Raw genomic sequence first — 17,434 nt, forward strand, 5'->3', positions numbered from 1 at the left:
GTGGCGTCGTTCTCAGAGTTCGGCAACGACCTCTACACCGGCAAGCGCGGCATCGACGTCATGCGGACCCGGAAGGTCTGGTACGTCGTCGCCGCTGTCATGGTGGGCCTGTCGGTGGTGCTGCTGCTCACCAAGGGCCTCAACGCGGGCATCGAGTTCCGCGGCGGGTCCGAGTTCCGCATCTCGGACGTGTCCACCACCTCCCAGGACCCGGCCGAGGCGGCTGTGCGCTCCGTCGTCCCCGACGGTCAGCCCCCGCTGATCTCCACGGTCGGCGACAACGCCATCCGCGTGCAGACCGAGCAGCTGAGCCAGCAGCAGACCGACGCCGTCGCCAAGGCCCTCGCCTCCGGGTACGGGGTGCCCGCAGGCAACGTCACCGACTCCTTCGTCGGTCCCAGCTGGGGCGCGGACGTGACCACCAACGCCCTGACGGGCCTGGGCATCTTCGTGGTCCTCGCCGCCGTCGTGCTCGCCCTGTACTTCCGCACCTGGAAGATGTCGGTCGCCGCGCTGGTGGCGCTGGTCCACGACGTCGTCATCACCGCCGGGGTGTACTCGCTGTCGGGGTTCGAGGTCACCCCGGCCACGGTCATCGGCTTCCTCACCATCCTCGGCTACTCCCTGTACGACACCGTGGTGGTGTTCGACAAGATCCGCGAGAACACCGAGCACGTCCTGTCCAGCGGCTCGAAGACCTTCAGCGAGGCGGCCAACCTCGCGGTCAACCAGACCCTGGTCCGCTCGATCAACACCTCGGTCGTGGCGCTGCTGCCCGTGGCGTCGATCCTCTTCATCGGCGCCCTGCTGCTGGGCGCTGGCACGCTGCGAGACATCTCGCTGGCCCTCTTCGTGGGCATCATCGCGGGCACCTACTCGTCGGTCTTCCTCGCTCCGCCGCTGTACGTGCACATGCGCGAGCGCGAGCCCGACATCGCCCGCCAGCGCGAGAAGGTGCTCGCCCGCCGAGGCGGCGCGGCTGTCCCCACCACGGGGTCCACTGCCGCCGTCGCCGCTGGCGCGAGCGGCTCCGAGGCGACCACGACCGGCACGGCGACCGCGGTCCTCGAGCGCCCGTCGACGCGTCGCACGCCGCGCTCGCCGTCGGGCGGGCAGCGCAGCCAGCCGCGCCGTCCCGGAGGACGCCGCCGATGAGCAGCGCCGAGCACCGCGCCACCCACCGCGCCGCCACCACCGAGGACGACGCCGCCGGACTGCTCGCCCTGCTGCGGTCCGTCCCGGACCACCCGGCTCCCGGCGTCACGTTCTGGGACATCACCCCGCTGCTCGGCGACGCCCAGGCGCTGGCCCGGGCCACAGGTGCGCTGGCCGAGGCCGCGCGTGCGCTGCCCGGCGGCAGGATCGACCTCGTCGCGGGCGTGGAGGCTCGAGGCTTCGTGCTCGGAGCGCCGCTGGCCCTCGCGCTGGGTGCGGGCTTCGTGCCGCTGCGCAAGGCGGGGAAGCTGCCGTGGCGCACCGTCCGGCAGGACTACTCCCTCGAGTACGGGGAAGCCTCCATCGAGGCCCACGAGGACGCCGTCCCCGCGGGCGCGCGCGTGCTGGTCATCGACGACGTCCTGGCCACCGGCGGCACGGCGTCGGCGGCGTGCACGCTGGTGCAGCGCCTCGGCGGCGAGCTCGCCGGCGCCCTGTTCCTCCTGGAGCTCGTCGGGCTCGACGGACGGGCCGCGCTCGCCACGGCGCTGGGCGGCGCGCCCGTGGCCGCCGTGCTGCAGACCCCCTGAGCCACGCGCGACCACCTGTCGCGCACCCCCCGCGCTCGTCGTCGTCCCCGTCTTCGTCGCACTTTCCGCGGCAAGTGAGCTTCCGGACCCCCGTGTTCTCGCACTTTCCGCGGCAAGTGCGAGATGAGGATGAGCGGTGAACTGCGAGTCGCAGGAGCCGGCGCGGCTGCGGTCTGAGGAGGTCAGAGCGCGGGAACTGGTCAGGGGCCCGGAAGCGTTGACCCACCAGCCGTAGACTCGGCGCACCCAGCGGGCCCGGGAGGTGTCGTGGACCAGACAGCGCAGTCGTCGTCGGCCGTGAGTGCAGGCGGCGGCACCTCGACCGCAGGCCCCGGATCGGCCCCGCCCGTCCCGGCCCCCGCGCCACCGGCTCCGGAGGCTCCCGCGGACAGCTCGTCCGGCGAGCTGGAGGCGCCGCCGCCGGGCAACGGGATCCGCCGCCGCCTCGCCCGCCTCGGCACCCGCACGCCGACCACGCCCGCCGCCCTCGAGCCCCTGCTCAAGGCCGTCCGCGCCAACCACCCCCGCGCGGACACGGCCGTGCTGGAGCGTGCCTACGCCGTCGCCGAGAAGGCCCACCGCGGCCAGCGGCGCAAGAGCGGTGACCCGTACATCACCCACCCCGTGGCCGTGGCGACGATCCTCGCCGAGCTGGGGATGACCCCGCCGACCCTGGCCGCGGCCCTCCTGCACGACACCGTCGAGGACACCGGCTACGCCCTCGCCGAGCTGCGCCGGGAGTTCGGCGACGAGGTCGCCGACATGGTCGACGGCGTGACCAAGCTCGACAAGGTCACCTACGGCGACGCCGCGCAGGCCGAGACCGTGCGCAAGATGGTCGTGGCGATGGCCAAGGACATCCGCGTGCTCGTCATCAAGCTGGCGGACCGCCTCCACAACGCCCGCACCTGGAAGTTCGTGCCGGCGGCCTCGGCGGAGAAGAAGGCCCGCGAGACCCTCGAGATCTACGCGCCGCTGGCGCACCGGCTGGGCATGAACACCATCAAGTGGGAGCTGGAGGACCTCTCCTTCGCCACCCTCTACCCGCGCATGCACGAGGAGGTGGTCCGGCTCGTCGCCGAGCGCACCCCCGCGCGCGAGGAGTACCTGGCCACCGTGCGCGAGCAGGTCAGCGCTGACCTGCGCGCCGCCAAGATCCGGGCCACGGTCTCCGGGCGGCCCAAGCACTACTACTCCGTGTACCAGAAGATGATCGTGAGGGGTCACGACTTCACGGACATCTACGACCTGGTGGGCCTGCGCGTGCTGGTCGACACGGTCCGCGACTGCTACGCCGTCCTCGGTGCGCTGCACGCGCGCTGGAACCCGGTGCCCGGCCGGTTCAAGGACTACATCGCGATGCCCAAGTTCAACATGTACCAGTCGCTGCACACGACGGTCGTGGGACCCGAGGGCAAGGCCGTCGAGATCCAGATCCGCACCCACGACATGCACCGCCGCGCCGAGTACGGCGTGGCCGCCCACTGGAAGTACAAGGACGCCGCCGTCCGCGGTGTCGGCCCCACGGGCAAGGGCAACCTCGAGGACATGTCCTGGCTGCGCCAGCTCGTCGACTGGCAGTCCGAGACGGCGGACCCGGGGGAGTTCCTCGACAGCCTGCGCTTCGAGATCAACGCGCAGGAGGTCTTCGTCTTCACGCCCAAGGGCGAGGTCATCGGCCTGCCCGCGGGCTCCACCCCCGTCGACTTCGCCTACGCCGTCCACACGGAGGTGGGCCACCGCACCATGGGCGCCCGTGTCAACGGGCGCCTGGTGCCGCTGGAGAGCCAGCTCGACAACGGCGACGTCGTGGAGATCTTCACCTCCCGCGTCGAGGGCGCCGGACCCAGCCGCGACTGGCTGACGTTCGTCAAGAGCCCCCGCGCCCGCAACAAGATCCGCGCCTGGTTCTCCAAGGAGCGCCGCGAGGAGGCCGTCGAGCAGGGCAAGGACGCCATCGCCAAGGCGATGCGCAAGCAGCACCTGCCCATCCAGCGCCTCATGAGCCACGAGGCCCTCGTGGGGCTGGCCAACGAGATGCGCTACGTCGACGTCTCCTCGCTGTACGCGGCGGTCGGCGAGGGCCACGTCTCAGCGCAGTCGGTGGTGGAGAAGCTCGTCGCCGCACTCGGCGGGGAGGAGGGCGCCACCGAAGACCTCGCCGAGGCGACCATGCCGTCACCGGCGGTCCGGCGGCCCCGCACCGGAGACCCCGGCGTGGTGGTCAAGGGCGTCGAGGACGTCTGGGTGAAGCTCGCCCGCTGCTGCACTCCGGTCCCCGGGGACCCGATCGTCGGTTTCGTCACCCGCGGCGCCGGCGTCTCGGTGCACCGGGAGGACTGCGGCAACGTGGTGGGCCTGCGGGCCGAGCCCGACCGCATCGTCGAGGTGGAGTGGGACGTCAGCTCCGCCAGCGTCTTCCTCGTGCAGATTCAGGTGGAGGCCCTCGACAGGTCGCGACTGCTGTCCGACGTGACCCGCGTCCTGTCCGACAGCCACGTGAGCATCCTGTCCGCGCAGGTCACCACCTCACGCGACCGCGTGGCCCTCTCCCGCTTCACCTTCGAGATGGCCGACGCCACCCACCTCGGGCACGTCATCAACGCCGTGCGCCGCGTGGACGGCGTCTTCGACGCCTACCGGGTCACCGGCAGCCGGCAGGCCTGAGGCCACTCGCCCAGGAGCTCCTGCGGCTCCCGAGAGCCGGCGCAGCTGCCGCCGCCCGTTCCGCTGACCGGGCCGGCGGCGGCCGGCGAGGAGCTCCAGGGCGAGCGCCGGGTCGGCTCCTGCCGCCACGGCCGCCCTCAGCAGCGGGGCGGCCTCGCGGGCGGGGTGCCACAGGGCGATGTCCGTGGCGGTGCGCTCCAGGGTGGTCACCCGCACGCCGCGCACCACCTCGACGTGGTGCTCGGGGAGGAGCACGGAGCGGGTGCGCCGCCAGGCGGGGTCGTGGCGCGAGCCACCCGAACGGCCGTGGAGGACGACGACGTCGACGACGCCGAGGTGCTCCACGGCACCCCGCAGCCACAGCGCCGCCGCCCCGCCGACCACCTCGTCGGCCTCGAGGCGCTGTTCCAGGAAGCCCGAGCGCGCGGTCAGGCAGGCAGCGGTGTCCGCTGGGAGGACGCCGTCGGCAGCGCGCACGAGGACGCCCTCCGCCACGAGCGCGGCGACGTCGCTGGGGGCCAGCGGGGCGTCGGCCGGCGCAGGAGCGTCCAACAGCCAGGACAGGGCTGGGGTGACCACCCGCCCAGACTGCCCGGACGGCGCGAGCTCCCGCTCGCGCCGTCCACAGGCGGGTCGGCCGGCCGCGCTGACCGGCCCGCCCGTGGGTCAGCCGTGCTGGCTGGTCAGCCGGAGGCCTCCTCGGCGGTGCGGCGCGCGGCGTCCAGCCACAGCCGGCGCGCCTCCAGGGCTGCCTCGGCCTGCGCCTCGGCACGGGCGTCGCCCTTGGCCCGGGCGGCGGCGAGGTCGGCCTCGAGGCCGGCGACGGCGCGCTCCAGCTGCTCCACGGCGCTGTCGGCCCGGGCCTTCACCTCGGGGTTGGTGCGCTTCCACGTGGCCTTCTCGGCGTCGCTCACGGCCTGCTCGACAGCCCGCAGACGCTTCTCCACCCGCTGCAGGTCGGCGCGCGGCACCTTGCCGGCGGCGTCCCAGCGCTCCTGGATGCCCCGCAGAGCCCGCCGGGCGGAGCGGTGGTCGGTGACGGGCAGGAGCTTCTCGGCCTCGACGAGCAGCTCCTCCTTCACCACGAGGTTGCCGCGGAAGGACTCGTCCTCGGCGTCGTTGGCCGCGGTGCGTGCCGCGAAGAACGCGTCCTGCGCGGCACGGAAGCGCACCCACAGGGCGTCGTCGTCCTTGCGGGAGCCGCGCGGGGCTGCCTTCCACCGGTCCATGAGCTGGCGGTAGGCGGTGGACGTCGGGCCCCACGCGGTGGAGGTGGACAGCTCTTCCGCCTCGGTGACGATGCGCTCCTTGGCCTGCTTGGCCTCGGAGTTGCGGTCCTCCAGGGCCGAGAAGTACGTGCGGCGCGCCCTGTCGAAGCTCGTGCGGGCGGCGCTGAACCGCTTCCACAGGTCGTCCTCGGACTTCTTGTCCAGGCGCTGTGCGCGCTGGGCGTCCTTCCAGGCGTCGAGCAGCTCGCGCAGGCGGTCTCCGCTGGGGCGCCACTGCATCCGCTCGGGGTCGGTGGCCGCGATCTGCTCGGCCTCCTCCACGATCGCCATGCGCGTGGACAGGCCGGCCTCGCGGGCGGCGGCGCGCGCGGCGTCGGCCTCCTCGCGGCGCGCAGCGGCCACGGCCTCCAGGTCGCGCGTGCGCTGGGCCAGGCCCTCGACGTCGCCGACGGCCTGGACCTCGGACAGCGAGCCGCGCAGCGCGCGCAGCTGGCCGACGACCTCGCCGGGTGCCACCTCGGCGGACATCAGCCGCTGCTCGGCGATGTCGACCTGCGCCACGAGCGCGTCGAACTCGCGGCCGTAGTGCGCGAGCGCGTCGGCCTCGGAGGCGTCGACCACGGTGCCGACCTGGCGCTCGCCCTCGGCGGTGCGGACCCACACCACGCCCTGGTCGTCCATGCGGCCCCACGGGGTCGGGTCCGACGGGGGACGGACGGCCGGGCGCGTGGTCGGCGCGTGCGGACGGGGGGAGCGCCGCGGCTTGGGCGCGGGGCGCGGGCGCCCGCCCTGGCCGCCGGGCTTCGGGGAGCCCGGCGCTGGGGCCGCCGCAGCAGCGGATCCAGCAGCTCCGTCCGCGGGAGCCTCGGAGGACTCGCCCTCCACCGGAGCCTCGGAAGCCTCGGAGGCGGTACCCCCAGCGGCGTCGGCCGGCTGCTCAGCGGCAGCTCCGGGAGCCTCGTCGGAGGCAGCGGCCGGCGCAGCCTCCGCGGGGGCGTCCGCCACCGGCTCGGCGGCTGCGGGCTCCGTGGTGGTGCCCTCCTGCTCCGCTGCAGCCGGCCCGTCAGCGGCCCGCTCGGTGCTCTCGGTGGTGCTCTCGGCGCTGTCCTGCGCCGCCGCCTCCTGGAGCGCCTCGGCGACCTCGGCCACCTCGGGGCTCTCGGAGGTGGTGGTGGGCTCGGTCACGGCGTCTCCGGCCTCCCCGCCGACGGCGGGGGTGGGGGTCGTCTGGTCGCTCACTGGACGGTCACCTGCTCGATGCTGATCGGGGTGGTCGGTTTGCCATCGGTGCTGCCGGAGGAGACCCCGCCAGCGCCGGCCTCGGCCACCCGCTCCACGACGTCCAGACCGCTGGTGATGCGTCCGAACACCGTGTAGCCGCCCGCCGAGTCCGACGGGATGGTCGAGTCCTTGTACACGAGGAAGAACTGGCTGCCCTGGCTGTCGCCGTTGCCGCCCTGGCGGGCCATCGCGATGGTCCCTGCCGGGTACACGTTGTCAGACGGCGCGTTCTCGACGGGCCCGAAGGTGTAGCCGGGTCCGCCGGTGCCCGTGCCGGTGGGGTCACCGCACTGCAGCACGTAGATGCCGGCCGTCACCAGGCGGTGGCACGGGGTGCCGTTGAAGAACCCCTTCTCGGCCAGCGTCACGAACGAGGCGACGGCCTTCGGCGCCTGCGCCCCCTCGAGCTCGATGCCGATCGGCCCGCACGAGGTGGTGATGGTGCCGGTCCACGCGCGGCCCTCCGCGACGGACGCGTCGGGGGCGGTGGAGCCCTCCGTGGGCGTCACTGACGGCGACGACGTGGGGGCAGGGCACGCGTCAGCCGGCAGCGACGCGCTGGCGGACGACGACGTCGGTGCGTCCCCAGCGGCCTGCGGCGTCGAGCTCCTGTTCAGCTGGGTGAAGGCGAGCACGGCGATGCCGGCCACCACGACCACGACGATCGCGGCGGCGATCGCCGTGTTCCGACGGCGCCGTCGCTCGGCGGCCTTGGCCGCCTGGCGACGCTGCCACGCCTGGTGGCGCCGCCGCTCGTAGTCGCGCTCGCGCTCGCTCTTGCTGGGTGTCACGCCGCCTTCACCTCCTGCGGCCTCGTGGTGAGCCGGGTCGTCTGCGATCCCGCTGGACGAACGGGCCCCGGGGAGTCTACGGCGCGGCCCGGTGCCCGGGGCTGGCTAGGCTCCCCGCGTGCTGGCCTCCGCGATCCCGGACACCGTCATGGGCACCAACTGCTGGGTGCTCGCGACGGGCCGCGGCGCCGAGTGCGTGGTGGTGGACCCCGGCTTCGACGTCCTCGACAGGCTCCGCGAGGAGCTGGTCGAGCACCGGCTGCGCCCCGCCGCCGTCGTCCTGACCCACGGCCACGCCGACCACGTGTGGTCCGTCACCCCCGTCTGCCGTTCGGGGGCCTCCACCAGCGGCGGGATCCCCGCACTCCTGCACGGCGACGACCGGTACCGCCTCACCGACCCCCTCGCCAGCCTGTCGGCGCCGCTGCGGGCGATGCTCGAGCAGCAGTTCGGCCCTTCGGCGCGCTGGGAGGAGCCCGAGGACGTCCGGGAGCTCACCGACGACCAGGTGCTCGAGGTGGCGGGCCTCTCCCTGCGCGTCCAGCACGCGCCCGGCCACACCGAGGGCTCGGCCGTGCTGAGCCTCGACGGGGTGCCCGACGTGCTCTCCGGAGCGCTCGCCGGGGCGGAGCGGGTGGTGGGGACGACGACGTCGACCCTGCTCGCCGGCGACGTCCTCTTCGCCGGGAGCATCGGGCGCTGCGACCTGCCCGGCGGTGACCCCGCCGCGATGGAGCGCACGCTGCGCGACGTGGTGGTGCCCATGCCCGACGACCGGCTCGTGCTGCCCGGGCACGGCCCCGTGACCACCATCGGCCGCGAGCGAGCGACCAACCCCTTCCTGCCCCGCTGACTCCTCGACACCCCCTGAGAACTGGAGACCCCCGTGGCCCGCCCCACCCCGCTGTCCGGCTTCCCCGAGCTGCTGCCCCAGGCCCGCCTGGTCGAGCAGCACGTGCTCGACGTGCTGCGCGAGGTGTTCGAGCTGCACGGCTTCTCCAGCATCGAGACCCGCGCGGTGGAGCCGCTGTCGGTGCTGCTGCGCAAGGGCGAGATCGACAAGGAGGTCTACGGCGTCCGCAGGCTGCAGGCCGACAGCGAGGACAAGGACGAGCTCGCGCTCCACTTCGACCTCACGGTGCCGTTCGCGCGCTACGTCACCGAGAACGCCGGTCACCTGCAGTTCCCCTTCCGCCGCTACCAGGTGCAGAAGGTGTGGCGCGGGGAGCGCCCGCAGGAGGGCCGCTACCGCGAGTTCACCCAGGCGGACATCGACGTGGTGGACCGCGGCACTCTCGCCGTCCACCACGACGCCGACATGGCCCGCGTCATGGGTGAGGCGCTGTCCCGCCTGCCGCTGCCGGGCGTGACCCTGCAGGTCAACAACCGACGGCTCGTGGAGGGCTTCTACCGGGGGCTGGGCCTGGAGGGCGACGTCCTGACCGGCTCGATCGGCGCGACGATGCGCGCCGTCGACAAGCTCGACAAGGTCGGCGCTCGCGGCGTCGCCGACCTCCTCGCGCAGGCCGGGCTGACCCAGGACCAGGTGGACGGCGCGCTGGGCCTGGCGCAGGTGAGGGCCGGGGCCGGTGACCTGGTGGAGTCCGTGCGGGCGCTCGGCGTCACCCACGAGCTGCTCGACCAGGGGCTGGAGGAGCTGCTCGCGGTGCTCACCGCCGTCGACGACCTCCCCGCCGACCGCGTCGCCGTGGTGGCCGACCTGTCCGTGGCCCGCGGCCTGGACTACTACACCGGCACCGTCTACGAGACGCGCATGCGCGGGTGGGAGTCGCTGGGGTCGATCTGCTCGGGCGGCCGCTACGACGCCCTCGCCGACGACGGCCGCGACGTCTACCCCGGCGTCGGCATCAGCCTCGGTGTGACGCGGGCGATCATCCCGCTGCTGGGCAGGGGGGCCGTGCGCGCCAGCCGCCCGACGCCGACGGCGGTCGTCGTCGCCGTCGCCGACGAGGGGCACCGCCGCGACGCCGACCGGGTGGCGCAGCAGCTGCGCGCTCGGGGTGTGGCCACCGAGGTGTCGCCGACGGCGGCGAAGTTCGGCAAGCAGATCCGCTTCGCCGACCGCCGCGGCGTGCCGTTCGTGTGGTTCCCCAGCCTCGACGCTGCGGACGGCCACCAGGTGAAGGACATCCGCTCCGGCGAGCAGGTCCCGGCCGACCCGGCGTCGTGGCTGCCGCCCGCCGCGGACCTGCGCCCGACGGTGGTCTCCGAGGACCCGGCCCAGCTGCCCTAGCCGCGCCACCGGGGACGACGACGAGGTCTCGGGCGGCACACGGTCAGCTGCCGCCCGAGGCGTCCCGAGCAGCGCGCAGCTGCTCGAGCCAGGCCGCGCCGAGCGCGAGGCCGTCGGGCAGCCGGTCCTCCACGTCGAAGCGCCACGCCGTCGCCACGGCCAGCGCCAGGCGCCGACAGCTCGCCAGCAGGTCGGGATCCGCTCCCGGGTAGGTCGCCTCGACCCCTGCCGGCGCGTGCGCCAGGTCGAACTCGACCGGGCCCCGGCAGATGGTCTCCCAGTCGACGAAGACCGCACCGCCGGGGGTCGCGAGGACGTTGCCGGGGTGCGGCTCCCCGTGCAGCACCTGCTCGTGGGCGGCGCCGCGCAGCCGGTCCCCGTCCTCACCGAGCACCGCCTGCAGCAGCGCCCGGTCGGCCGAGACCAGCCGCGGCGTGAGGTCGGGGCGAGCGAGCAGGCGAGAGGCCCGCTGGAGCCGTTCGGTGACGTGCGGGACGGCGACGGTGACCTCGCGCAGGGCCCGGTGCAGCCGCGCCAGGGACTCGGCGTACCCCTCGTGGGGCAGCGGCGGCGCGCCGGCAGAGCTGCAGTGGGTCCAGAAGGTGGTGACGTAGCCGTCGAGGCGGTGGGGCCGGCGTGGGACCCGGGGGTCCAGCGGGGCGATCGGCGCGCCGAGCACCTCGAGCTGGAGGGCGAGGTCGACCTCGAGAGCGGCGGTCTGCCGCGCCACGGGTGCGACGCGGGCCACCGCGTCGCACGGGAGCAGGCGCACGACCGTCGTGCTCGACGCGCTCAGGACCCGGCACTCGCGGACCTCGAGCCCGGCCGACGCGGCCAGGGAGGTCGCGGCTGCGACGGGACCCGCGGCTGCGGAGGGCACCTCAGCCCTGCTCGCGCACCACGCGGGCGTCCCCCACCTCGACCTCCTCACCGGGCGCTGCCCGGTCCAGGCACCACAGCAGGTGCCAGCGGGGCTCCCGCTCGGGGTCGGCGAAGCCGTGCTCGAACAGGTGGTCCGCGGCGGCGCCGGAGGTGGTGGAGCGCAGCTCCTGGTCGGCGGTGGTGACGAGGAAGGTCACGACGGCTGTTCCTGACCCGGTCGGTGCTGACGGCGCAGGCGGTGCTGGTGGTGGACGGACGAGGGGGCGCGCAGGACCAGGTCCTGCGCGCCCCCTGCCGCGTCACTGGCGGGGTTCGCCACCGCGCGCGTCGCCCTGGCCGTCGAGGAAGGCGTTCGCCTTCTCCTGGCCGACGTCGACCTTGTCGGCGTACTTGCCGCCGGTGCGGGCGTCGACGGCGTCTCCGCCCCTCTCGACGACCTGGTCCGCCTGGTCGGGGTGCTTGCCGGCGAGGTCCTTGGCCTTGTCCGCGAGGCCCTTGAAGTCCACCACGGTCTCCTCCTCATCTCTCGGTCCGTCGTGCGGGCTCGACGCTACGACCGCCTCGTCGATCTCGCCTCCCGTGCGGCAGGCTGCCCGTCGTGGCAGACCTCCTCGTGGTCAGCGGGCCGCCCGGGGCGGGCAAGAGCACCGTCGCGTCACTGCTGGTCGAGGGGCTGGACGTCGGGGCGCTCGTGCCGGGGGACGCCTTCTTCGCCTTCTGGAAGCGCGGCGCGGTGGCTCCCTGGCTGCCCGAGGCCGCCGAGCAGAACACCGCCGTCATCACGGCCGCGGCCGCCGCGGCGGGGGCCCTCGCCGCCGGCGGGTGCCCCGTGGTCTACGACGGCGTCGTGGGGCCGTGGTTCCTCCCGGCCTTCGCGGGTGCGGCCTCGGGCCAGGGGCTGCGCGTGCCGGGCGAGCTCCACGTCGTCGTCCTGCTGCCCGACCTCGAGCGGACCTCCCGCCAGGTGGCGGCGCGGACCGGGCACGGCTTCACCGACCAGGTGGCGACGACGCGCATGCACGAGGACTTCTCGGCAGCGGTCGGCGGGCTGCCGGACCGGCAGGTGCTGCGCGACCCGCCGGAGGGCGTCGCGGCTGTGGCCGCGCTGGTGCGGCAGCGCTGGCTGGCAGGGGACCTGCTGGTCAGGGGACGGTGAGACCGCACACCCAGCGGACGGCCGCCAGGCCCTCGGGCGTGCCCGGCCAGTGCCGCTCCAGGGCCTGCGGCCCCGCGCGGCGCACCACCGAGCGGAGCACCAGGACGACGGCGATGACGTCGTCCGCCCAGCCGATGACCGGCAGGACGTCGGGCACGAGGTCGACCGGCAGCGCCAGGTAGCCGAGCAGCAGCCACAGGCGCACGCGGACGCCGCGGGGCAGGGAGCGGTCGGCGGCGAGGCGGCGGACCAGGCGCAGGAGGTCGGGCAGGAGCCGCAGCGCCTCGCGCCAGGTGGTCCGCCCCGTCGAGACCCGCCAGAGGACGGCGAGCAGCAGCAGCCAGCACACGAGCAGCGCGACGACCAGCCCACCGGCCACCGCGAGCGCCGTCCCCCAGGGGCCGTCGAGGTCCACGCCGTCGACCGTAGCCACCCGCGCGCCCCGACCACGGCTGGGCGGGTCCGTCCCGCCGCTGCTACCCGCGGGAGGGGAGCGTCACGGTCTCGCCGGGGGCCACGTGGCGCACGAGGTGCTGCAGGCCGCGCCGCTCCACCGCCGCGTCGAAGGCGGCCAGCGGAGACCTGAACACCCCGTAGTCGCTGTGGTGGACGGGCACGACGGCGCGCGGGCGCACCAGGTCGACCAGCTCCGCGCCGTCCTCGGCGCCCAGGGTCACCACGGCGCTGCCGGGCAGCGTGGTGCCGCCGAGGTGCACGAGCGCCGCGTCGACGCCGTCGCCGTCCCGCAGCCGCGCGGCGAGGGCGCGCACGGCGTCGACGAGGAGGGTGTCGCCGGTGATGTAGACCCTGGCACGGGTCCGCCCGTCGGGGCCCGCGAGGTCGACGAGCGACCCCATGACCGGCGGCAGCAGCCTCCTCAGCGGGCCGGTGGCGTGGGCGCCGGGCAGCGACGTCACGGTCGCGGTGCAGCGCTCGCGGGTGAGCACCCGGTGCTCGCCGGTGCGGAGCCCGTCGGCGCGGCGGAAGCCCGCGCGGCCCTGGAGCCGGCGCGCCGCGTGCGGGGTGGTGATGATCGGCAGCCCGCGGTCGAGGCCGCGGCGGGCGACGCGGTCCCAGTGGTCGCCGTGGAGGTGGGAGAGGAGGACGGCGTCGAGGTCGGGCAGCTGGTCGACGGTGAGCGCCGGCTCGGTGAGGCGCCGGCTCACCAGGCCGTGTCCGAGCCACGCCAGGTCACCGCGGTGCAGGAAGTTCGGATCGGTGAGCAGCGTGAACGGTCCCCAGCGCAGCAGCACGGTGGCGTTGCCGATGAAGGTGGCGGTGGCGGGCTCGTCGGGCGTCACGGGGGTCGCTCCTGCCGGCAGCGGCGCGGGGTCCGCAGGGCTCCAGACCGCGCCGTCACGACGAGGCTAGGCCGCCGGCGCCGCCGTGTCGTGGCCGCGATCCCGGGAGCCGAGGACCTGGCACTGCGGTGCGCACAGCGCCCATGATCACGGTGGGGTGGGGATCGCCCTCAGCGGAAAGTCCTGGCGGCTGTCGGCGGTGGGTCCTAACCTCGTTCGCCGGGGCAACGAGCTGCTGGGTGCTGGAGCCGTCCCCGACGTCGGGAGGTGGGCTGCGTGCTCCTTCGGCTGCTCAGGCGCTACCTGCGCCCCTACTGGTCCCTGCTGGCGGGCGTCGTCGTCTTCCAGACCCTGCAGACCCTCGCGTCGCTGTACCTGCCCACGCTCAACGCCGACATCATCGACCAGGGCGTCGTCACCGGAGACACGCAGTACGTGCTGGTCACGGGGCTGTGGATGCTCCTGGTGACGCTCGGGCAGGTGGCGGCCACCGTCATCGCCGTGTACTTCGGCGCCAAGACGGCCATGGGCTTCGGGCGCGACGTCCGCGCCGCGGTCTTCGGGCACGTGGCGGCCCTGTCCGAGCGCGAGGTCGGCCGCTTCGGTGCAGCCAGCCTCATCACCCGCACCACCAACGACGTGCAGCAGGTGCAGATGCTCGTGCTCATGGGCGCGACGCTGCTCGTCACCAGCCCCATCACCGCCGTCGGCGGGGTGGCGCTCGCGCTCCACCAGGACGTCGGCATGGCGTGGGTGCTCGTCGTCGCCGTCCCCGTGCTGCTGGGGGCGGTCGGCGCGATCGTCGTGCGGATGGTGCCGCAGTTCCGGCTCATGCAGGTCCGCCTGGACGGCGTGAACCGGGTGCTGCGCGAGCAGCTCACCGGGGTCCGCGTGGTCCGCGCCTTCGTCCGCGAGCCCGTGGAGGAGGCCCGCTTCGCCGCTGCCAGCACCGACCTGACGCAGACCGCCCTGCGGGCCGGGCGGCTCATGGCGCTGATGTTCCCCACGGTGATGCTCGTCATGAACGCCTCCACCGTGGCCGTCGTGTGGCTGGGCGCCTACCGCATCGCTGACGGAGACCTGCAGATCGGCCAGCTGACGGCGTTCATCTCCTACCTCGTGCAGATCCTCATGGCCGTGATGATGACGACGATGCTGGCGTTCCTCCTGCCGCGCGCCGCCGTCTCCGCCGACCGCATCGGTGAGGTGCTCGAGGCCGAGCCGTCCGTGGTGCCGCCCGCCGCCGCCGAGGCCGTCCACGAGGCGGACCTCGACCCGGCGCTGCGCGGCACCGTGGAGCTGCGCGGCGCCACGTTCGCCTACCCCGGCGCCGAGGAGCCGGTGCTGCGCGACATCACCTTCACGGCCGCTCCGGGGACGACGACGGCGGTGGTCGGGTCCACCGGAGGCGGCAAGACGACGCTGGTCAACCTGCTGCCCCGCCTGTTCGACGTCACCGGCGGCCAGGTGCTCCTCGACGGGGTGGACGTGCGCCGGCTCGACCCCGACGTGCTGTGGGACCGCATCGGCCTGGTGCCGCAGCGCGCGCTGCTCTTCGCCGGCACCGTCGCCTCCAACCTGCGCTTCGGCCGCCCCGACGCCACCGACGCCGAGCTGTGGCAGGCCCTGGAGGTCGCGCAGGCGGCCGATTTCGTGCGGGAGCTGCCCGGGCAGCTCGAGGCGCCGGTCACCCAGGGCGGCACGAGCGTCTCCGGTGGACAGCGCCAGCGGCTCGCCATCGCCCGGGCGCTGGTGAAGCGGTCCGCGGTCTACGTCTTCGACGACGCCTTCAGCGCCCTCGACACCGCCACCGACGCCCGCCTGCGCGCCGCCCTCGACACCGCCGAGGGGATCCGCGACGCCACCCGCGTGGTGGTGGCGCAGCGCGTGGCGACGGTGGTCTCCGCCGACCAGATCCTCGTCCTCGAGCACGGCAGGGTGGTCGCCCGCGGCACGCACGCCGAGCTGCTGCAGACCTCGCCGGAGTACCAGGAGATCGTGACGAGCCAGCTCTCGGCCGCCGACGCGGCGGACACCGCCGGTGCGACGGGGGCCGTGGCATGACCTCCTCGACGCCCGCCCGCCCGATCCCCGGCCAGCGCCCCGGCGGACCCGGGGGCCCGGGGGGTCCCGGACCGCGCCGCGGGCCCATGGGCGGCGGCGGCATGATGGGCATGGCGATGCCCGCAGAGAAGTCCAAGGACTTCTGGCCCAGCGCCCGGCGCCTCCTCGGCCGCCTGCGGCCGGAGCGGGCCTGGATCGCGCTCGTCGTCGTCGTGGGAACGGCCTCGGTGGCCCTCGCGGTGGCGGGTCCGAAGCTCCTCGGCCGCGCCACCGACCTCGTGGTGGCCGGTGCCGTGGGCGCGCAGTTCCCCGCCGGGACCACCCGCGACGCCGTGCTCGCCCAGCTGCGGGCGGCGGGGCAGAGCTCGCAGGCCGACTTCCTGCGCACGGTCGACTTCACCCCCGGCCAGAGCGTGGACTTCGGGGCGCTGGGCGCGCTGCTGACCCTCGTGCTCGCCCTCTACGCGGCCTCGAGCCTGCTGGGCTGGCTGCAGGGGTACGTGCTCGCCGGCGTCACCCAGCGCACCGTCTACCGGCTCCGGGAGGACGTCGAGCGCAAGATCAACGCGCTGCCGCTGTCGCACCTCGACCGCACGCCCCGCGGCGAGCTGCTCAGCCGCGTCACGAACGACATCGACAACATCTCCCAGACCGTCCAGCAGACCCTCAGCCAGCTGGTCACGTCGTTGCTGACGGTGGTCGGCGTCGTCGTGATGATGGTGTGGATCTCGCCGGTGCTCGCGCTCGTGGCGCTGGTGACCATCCCCCTGACGGTGGTGGTCACGGGGCTGATCGCCAAGCGGTCCCAGAAGCTCTTCGTCGCCCAGTGGGCGCGGACCGGCGAGCTGAACGCGCAGGTGGAGGAGGCCTACACCGGCCACGCGCTGGTCAAGGTCTTCGGGCGCCGCCGGGAGGTGGCGGACCGCTTCGCGGTGACCAACGGCCAGCTGCACGCCGCCGCGTTCGGCGCGCAGTTCGTGTCCGGGCTGATCATGCCCGCGCTGACCTTCGTGGGGAACCTCGTCTACGTGGGCATCGCCGTGGTCGGCGGGCTCATGGTGGCCGGCGGGCAGATGCGCATCGGTGACGTCCAGGCGTTCGTCCAGTACTCCCGCCAGTTCACGCAGCCGCTGGCCCAGCTCGGCTCGATGGCCAACCTCCTGCAGTCGGGCGTGGCCAGCGCCGAGCGCGTCTTCGAGCTGCTCGACGTCGACGAGCAGACCCCGGACTCCGCAGCGTCTGCCGAGGCCGCGGTCGACGGACCGGGGCGGCTGGAGTTCGAGCGCGTCTCCTTCAGCTACGACCCCTCCAAGCCCCTCATCGAGGACCTGTCGCTGGTCGCCGAGCCGGGCCACACGGTCGCCATCGTCGGCCCCACGGGCGCCGGCAAGACCACGCTGGTCAACCTGATCATGAGGTTCTACGAGGTGGACGGCGGCCGGATCCTGCTGGACGGCGCGGACGTCCGCGAGCTGCCCCGGGCCGCCCTGCGCGCCGCCACCGGCATGGTCCTGCAGGACACGTGGCTGTTCGGCGGCACCATCCGCGACAACATCCGCTACGGCCGCCCCGACGCCACCGAGGCCGAGGTCGAGCAGGCCGCCCGCGACGCGCTCGCGGACCGGTTCGTGAGGTCGCTGCCCGACGGCTACGACACCGTCATCGACGACGAGGCCTCCAACCTCTCCGCGGGGGAGCGGCAGCTGCTGACCATCGCGCGGGCGTTCCTGCGCCGGCCCAAGCTGCTCATCCTCGACGAGGCCACCAGCTCGGTGGACACCCGGACCGAGCTGCTCGTGCAGCGGGCGATGGCGGAGCTGCGGCGCGACAGGACGGCGTTCGTCATCGCCCACCGCCTGTCGACCATCCGCGACGCCGACCTCATCCTCGTCATGGAGTCGGGCCGCCTGGTCGAGCAGGGCACGCACGCCGAGCTGCTGGCCGCGGGCGGTGCGTACGCGCGCCTGTACGAGGCGCAGTTCGCCGCCCCCGTCGACGAGGTCGCTGCGCCCGCCGCCCGCTGAGTCCGGCCGGCACCGCTGGAGGACGACGGACGGCGAGCGC

The 17,434-nt window shown here is 74.4% G+C and carries 15 protein-coding genes; 8 read left to right on the forward strand and 7 right to left on the reverse strand.

The features are described 5' to 3' along the window. The 3 genes from secF (at window position 1) to FMM08_RS03675 (ending at window position 4,412) form a co-directional block, all read left to right on the forward strand. On the forward strand, window positions 1-1,155 hold the full coding sequence (gene secF, locus FMM08_RS03665) for a protein translocase subunit SecF (protein ID WP_147925003.1): 1,155 nt from the start codon (window positions 1-3) through the stop codon (window positions 1,153-1,155). Continuing rightward, window positions 1,152-1,745, forward strand: a complete 594-nt coding sequence (locus FMM08_RS03670) for an adenine phosphoribosyltransferase (RefSeq protein WP_147925004.1) — start codon at window positions 1,152-1,154, stop codon at window positions 1,743-1,745. The genes secF and FMM08_RS03670 overlap by 4 nt, the downstream gene beginning before the upstream one ends. Before the next feature lie 432 nt (window positions 1,746-2,177). Next, window positions 2,178-4,412 carry a RelA/SpoT family protein gene (locus FMM08_RS03675; protein ID WP_369431665.1) on the forward strand — a complete coding sequence of 745 codons (2,235 nt, stop codon included), beginning with the start codon at window positions 2,178-2,180 and terminating at the stop codon, window positions 4,410-4,412. A gap of 683 nt (window positions 4,413-5,095) precedes the next feature. Here FMM08_RS03675 and FMM08_RS03680 read toward each other — a convergent pair. Both FMM08_RS03680 and FMM08_RS03685 read right to left on the reverse strand, forming a co-directional pair. Further along, window positions 5,096-6,880, reverse strand: a complete 1,785-nt coding sequence (locus FMM08_RS03680) for a DUF349 domain-containing protein (RefSeq protein ID WP_255472004.1) — start codon at window positions 6,878-6,880, stop codon at window positions 5,096-5,098. After that, entirely contained in the window at window positions 6,877-7,713 is an 837-nt protein-coding gene (locus FMM08_RS03685; protein ID WP_147925005.1) for a peptidylprolyl isomerase, read from the reverse strand. Before FMM08_RS03685 ends, FMM08_RS03680 begins: the two co-directional genes overlap by 4 nt. A 118-nt stretch (window positions 7,714-7,831) precedes the next feature. On the opposite strand from FMM08_RS03685, the gene FMM08_RS03690 reads away from it, so the two are divergent. Both FMM08_RS03690 and hisS read left to right on the forward strand, forming a co-directional pair. Next, window positions 7,832-8,566: an MBL fold metallo-hydrolase gene (locus tag FMM08_RS03690; RefSeq protein ID WP_255472005.1), complete on the forward strand. Its 735-nt coding sequence runs from the start codon at window positions 7,832-7,834 to the stop codon at window positions 8,564-8,566. A 33-nt stretch (window positions 8,567-8,599) separates the two neighbouring features. Continuing rightward, window positions 8,600-9,967: a histidine--tRNA ligase gene (gene hisS, locus FMM08_RS03695; RefSeq protein ID WP_147925006.1), complete on the forward strand. Its 1,368-nt coding sequence runs from the start codon at window positions 8,600-8,602 to the stop codon at window positions 9,965-9,967. Window positions 9,968-10,010: 43 nt separating this feature from the next. Here the strand turns inward: hisS and FMM08_RS03700 are convergent, their stop codons facing one another. The 3 genes from FMM08_RS03700 to FMM08_RS03710 form a co-directional block, all read right to left on the reverse strand. Further along, window positions 10,011-10,847 (reverse strand): phosphotransferase family protein, encoded by an 837-nt coding sequence (locus FMM08_RS03700; RefSeq protein ID WP_147925007.1) that lies wholly within the window; start codon window positions 10,845-10,847, stop codon window positions 10,011-10,013. A gap of 1 nt (window position 10,848) precedes the next feature. Then, entirely contained in the window at window positions 10,849-11,046 is a 198-nt protein-coding gene (locus tag FMM08_RS03705; protein WP_147925008.1) for a hypothetical protein, read from the reverse strand. Between the two features lie 102 nt (window positions 11,047-11,148). Then, entirely contained in the window at window positions 11,149-11,358 is a 210-nt protein-coding gene (locus tag FMM08_RS03710) for an antitoxin (RefSeq protein WP_147925009.1), read from the reverse strand. Window positions 11,359-11,447: 89 nt separating this feature from the next. Here FMM08_RS03710 and FMM08_RS03715 point away from each other — a divergent pair, with 89 nt between their 5' ends. Further along, a complete protein-coding gene (locus FMM08_RS03715) occupies window positions 11,448-12,005 on the forward strand; it encodes an AAA family ATPase (protein ID WP_147925010.1) in 558 nt (185 codons plus the stop codon). Here the strand turns inward: FMM08_RS03715 and FMM08_RS03720 are convergent. Beyond that, window positions 11,992-12,420 (reverse strand): DUF1232 domain-containing protein, encoded by a 429-nt coding sequence (locus FMM08_RS03720; RefSeq protein ID WP_147925011.1) that lies wholly within the window; start codon window positions 12,418-12,420, stop codon window positions 11,992-11,994. The two genes, FMM08_RS03715 and FMM08_RS03720, sit on opposite strands and share 14 nt — an antisense overlap. A 61-nt stretch (window positions 12,421-12,481) precedes the next feature. Then, window positions 12,482-13,306, reverse strand: coding sequence for an MBL fold metallo-hydrolase (locus FMM08_RS03725; RefSeq protein WP_147925012.1), 825 nt, complete (start codon window positions 13,304-13,306; stop codon window positions 12,482-12,484). 276 nt (window positions 13,307-13,582) lie between these two features. Here FMM08_RS03725 and FMM08_RS03730 point away from each other — a divergent pair, with 276 nt between their 5' ends. Then, window positions 13,583-15,370, forward strand: coding sequence for an ABC transporter ATP-binding protein (locus FMM08_RS03730; RefSeq protein ID WP_147925013.1), 1,788 nt, complete (start codon window positions 13,583-13,585; stop codon window positions 15,368-15,370). Then, window positions 15,367-17,394, forward strand: coding sequence for an ABC transporter ATP-binding protein (locus FMM08_RS03735; protein WP_147925014.1), 2,028 nt, complete (start codon window positions 15,367-15,369; stop codon window positions 17,392-17,394). Before FMM08_RS03730 ends, FMM08_RS03735 begins: the two co-directional genes overlap by 4 nt. Window positions 17,395-17,434: the final 40 nt, after the last annotated feature.

Origin of the sequence: Quadrisphaera setariae, from assembly GCF_008041935.1 — a bacterium.
Taxonomy (GTDB): Bacteria; Actinomycetota; Actinomycetes; order Actinomycetales; family Quadrisphaeraceae; genus Quadrisphaera; species Quadrisphaera setariae.